At 39.9% G+C, this 3,516-nt stretch carries 4 protein-coding genes and 1 tRNA gene; 2 read left to right on the top strand and 3 right to left on the bottom strand.

The features are described 5' to 3' along the window. Positions 1-114: 114 nt before the first annotated feature. A complete protein-coding gene (locus tag QZZ35_RS10100) occupies positions 115-270 on the top strand; it encodes a hypothetical protein (protein ID WP_291237287.1) in 156 nt (51 codons plus the stop codon). Between the two features lie 46 nt (positions 271-316). Here the strand turns inward: QZZ35_RS10100 and trmB are convergent, their stop codons facing one another. The 3 genes from trmB to QZZ35_RS10085 are packed head-to-tail and all read right to left on the bottom strand — an operon-like array spanning position 317 to position 3,125. Then, on the bottom strand, positions 317-961 hold the full coding sequence (gene trmB, locus QZZ35_RS10095) for a tRNA (guanosine(46)-N7)-methyltransferase TrmB (RefSeq protein WP_291237286.1): 645 nt from the start codon (positions 959-961) through the stop codon (positions 317-319). Positions 962-979: 18 nt separating this feature from the next. Next, positions 980-2,266, bottom strand: coding sequence for an AI-2E family transporter (locus QZZ35_RS10090; RefSeq protein ID WP_291237285.1), 1,287 nt, complete (start codon positions 2,264-2,266; stop codon positions 980-982). After that, on the bottom strand, positions 2,259-3,125 hold the full coding sequence (locus QZZ35_RS10085) for a mechanosensitive ion channel family protein (protein WP_291237284.1): 867 nt from the start codon (positions 3,123-3,125) through the stop codon (positions 2,259-2,261). The genes QZZ35_RS10090 and QZZ35_RS10085 overlap by 8 nt, the downstream gene beginning before the upstream one ends. Positions 3,126-3,259: 134 nt before the next feature. Between QZZ35_RS10085 and QZZ35_RS10080 the strand changes: the two genes are divergently transcribed. Continuing rightward, a tRNA-Lys gene (locus QZZ35_RS10080) sits at positions 3,260-3,332 on the top strand. Positions 3,333-3,516 lie beyond the last annotated feature (184 nt).

Raw genomic sequence — 3,516 nt, 5'->3', positions numbered from 1 at the left:
TTCGAAAGAAGATGTCTCTGTAGACTTTGATGGTCAGACATTTGGAAATCTTCCTGTTGATCTGTCTATTGTGCCGGGAGCACTCAAACTGATTGTGCCATAAAAAGGTGCCGTTTGTTACGGCACCCTTTTTTGATTGTGTCAGCAGGATTTATTTCTGCCGATATTTTCGATAAAGTGGCAGACTTCCTGCCAGGATTTCAGAAACTGAATACAGCATTGATCTATACATTTATGATCATAGCAGAGAATGGAACATTTTCTGCGTAAAGGATTCTTTTTTTTAGACATCGAATCACTCATATACAGATTGTTATTAATCAGTATATGCACAGGCAACGAGGCGGTGAATCGGATTGCCGAGGGCAGAAAATTTGGCTTCATATTCTGTCATTACATTGCCTTCAGCGTATTCGCTGTGGTGAAGATCATAAGTCACATTCATAAGGTGCCATCCGGCGGCTTCCACTTCTTCGAGTGAAAAGTCAAAAAGCGGTCGATTGTCTGTTTTGAAAATGACTTGTCCGTCTCTCTTTAAAATCTCCCGGTATCGATTCCAGAAATCTCTGTAGGTCAGACGTCTTTTGGCATGGCGGTCCTTTGGCCATGGGTCTGAAAAATTCAGATAAATTCCGGAAATTTCATCCGGTGCAAATACATCAAGGATCATCTCCGCATCCATTCGTATAAAGCGAAGATTTTCCGGCGGGTTTTCTTCACATTTTTCAAGAGCTCGAACGAGTACGCTGGAGTATTTTTCAATTCCGATAAAATTCTTGTCCGGATTTCTCCGGGCCATTTCAAGAATAAACTGGCCTTTGCCCATGCCGATCTCAATATAAAGAGGAGCAGTGTTTTTAAAAATCTCCTGCCAGTGTCCTTTTATTTCGGTAATATTCTGGATAACAAGCGGATTTGCCGCGATTGTTTCCCGGGAACCTTTAACATTTCGTAAACGCATATTTTTTTAATCCTTTCTTTATTGTTCAGGAGGGAAGTCCTCGTCTTTAAGATTCATTGTTTCAAATTCTTCCCTGAAGTCTTCATCCACAGGAATTTCATAGGACTGATATTCCTTTGTGTTGCTCAGATCCGGACGAATGTGTTTTTTCTGGAGCATATGGTTGATCAGCTTGCTGACAAGATAAGTACATACCGCAGCAATCGGAACACCGAGGAACATGCCGAAAACACCGGCCATTGCGCCTCCGACAGTAATTGCAAAAATAATGGAAATCGGCTGAAGACCGGTAGATTTTCCAAGGATCTTAGGACCGATAACGGAACCGTCCAGCTGCTGAATGGCAAGTATCAAAACAGCAAAAATCAGTGCGGATTTCGGATTGATGATCAAGAGGATGATCACACCCGGAACAGCTCCGATAAACGGGCCAAAATAAGGAATCATATTGGTAATACCCACGATCAGGCTGATGATTAATGCATACGGCAGCTTTAAAATACACATACATATAAAGCACAAAATGCCGATAATTGTGGAGTCGATCGTCTTTCCGATAATGTACTGGCTGAAAATGTGGTTGCAGTCAGACAGAGTCCGGAACAGGGAGAGACAGACATCTTCCGGAAAAATGGCGTAAGCCACACGCTTTAATGACTTGATCAGTTTGTGTTTGCTGAACAGTAAGTAGCAGGAGATAACAAAGGCCAGAATAATATTAATAAGCCAACCGATGATCGAAAGTCCTGCATTATATAAAAAGGGTAAGACAGTGTCCGACATAAACGTACGGAAAAGATTAAATAATTCCGGCATTACGTCATTGGCTGTGTCGGACAGAAAGGACAAATCCGCATATGGAATCAGACTGTCCAGAGATTCCAGCATGTGTACAGTGTTCTGGTAGAGTACCGGAGATACACGAATCAGCTGACTAATGCTGCTTATGATCTGGGGTACGATAAAGATAAACACAAGTATTATTGCACCGATCAGTATGGCATAGGCTAAAAGCATTGAGAGAAGCAGATGAAATCTGCGAAAATGGTTTTTCAATGATTTTTTAAACAGAAACTGGTCGATGTTTCTTACCAGTGGATTGACAAAATAGGCAATCAAAAAGGCAAGGAGGAAAGGTGAAAAAACAGAAATGATCTCACCGATCTGCTCTTTTGTAGACTTCCAGTTGTTTGTAAAACGGAAAATCAGCAAACATATGGCAAAAGTGATAATTGTATATACGCTGATGGTGAAATATTTGCTGTTAGACCGGAAAAGTTTTTTCTTTTTTGAAGATTTATCCATTATTTTCATCTCCTATCATGTGAATATTCATATGTGGATAGTCCATGGCAATATGATGCCGGTCAAAAGATTGCTTGATTTCTTCCATAAGTGTGTAATAACCATCCCAGTATAAATCTGTAGGAACCCATGCATGGATGACATATTGGATGGCGCTGTCCTGATAATCACGAAGATGGACGTCCGGGGCAGGATCCGTCAGAAAATCGGGATAGGCATTGATGGCTTCAAAAAGTGCTTCTTTTACATCCTTTACAGCTGCTGAGTAGGAAGCACTGACAAAAATCTCAATTCGTCTCTTCTCCTGGGATGTGTAGTTTACAATACGGCCTTCGGATACCTGACTGTTCGGAAGAAGAACCATTTTGTTTTCCAGAGTAAGGAGCTTTGTATAAATAAGACCGGTTTCAGCAACCCTCCCGGAAAGATTGTCCAGCTCAATAAAATCACCTACGGAAAAAGGGCGGGTAAACAAAATGGTCAATCCGCCGCACACATTCGACAAAAATCCCTGTATGGAAAGGGAAATTGCCAGACTGACAACGCTCAGAAGGGCAACCAGAGAAGTGGTCGGTATTCCGAGATAATCTGTTATGATGATAATGCATATAAAAGTAATGATGATTTTTAAGCCGTGCATCAGAAAAATCTTTATTGAACGATCAAGAGAAAATCGATCAATGATGCGACCGAAAATTTTTAACAGAATCCTGCTGGCAATAAAACAGACAAGAATGAGAAGAAGAATATGAAATAATTTCTCAACGGTCAGAGATCCTACTGAAAATTTTAAAATAGTCGTTAATGTTTCAATATTCATGTTTTGCGCACTTTCAAGTGTCTTTCCTTTCTTTAGCATAATTCTTTTCCTATTATATTACAAAAAAACCATAGCGGATATAAAAAAATCTTAAATATTTTTAAAAAAAGTTAAAAAAAACACTTGCATATTTCAGTAAATGAGTATATAATCTATTTTGCACTGAAAAAAACGCGCTTTTAGCTCAGCTGGTAGAGCACCTGACTCTTAATCAGGGTGTCCAGGGTTCGAGCCCCTGAAGGCGCATTCCAAAGCACTGTTTTCGATGACATAAGAGCACCGGGGATGGTGCTTTTTTCTGTTAAAAAGACCTGAAAAATCTTTGGACATATCTGTTAACATGTTATAATAGAAAAAGATTTTATGTTGGGAGCGAAAGATATGATTTGTAGAAGATGCGGAAAAAAACTGGATAAAGATGATCGGTTCT

Origin of the sequence: Frisingicoccus sp. (genome assembly GCA_016298055.1) — a bacterium.
In the GTDB taxonomy this organism is placed as follows: Bacteria; Bacillota; Clostridia; order Lachnospirales; family Lachnospiraceae; genus Frisingicoccus.
The sequence above is the reverse complement of the archived record's forward strand: the minus strand, read 5'-3'. Positions and strand labels throughout refer to the sequence as shown.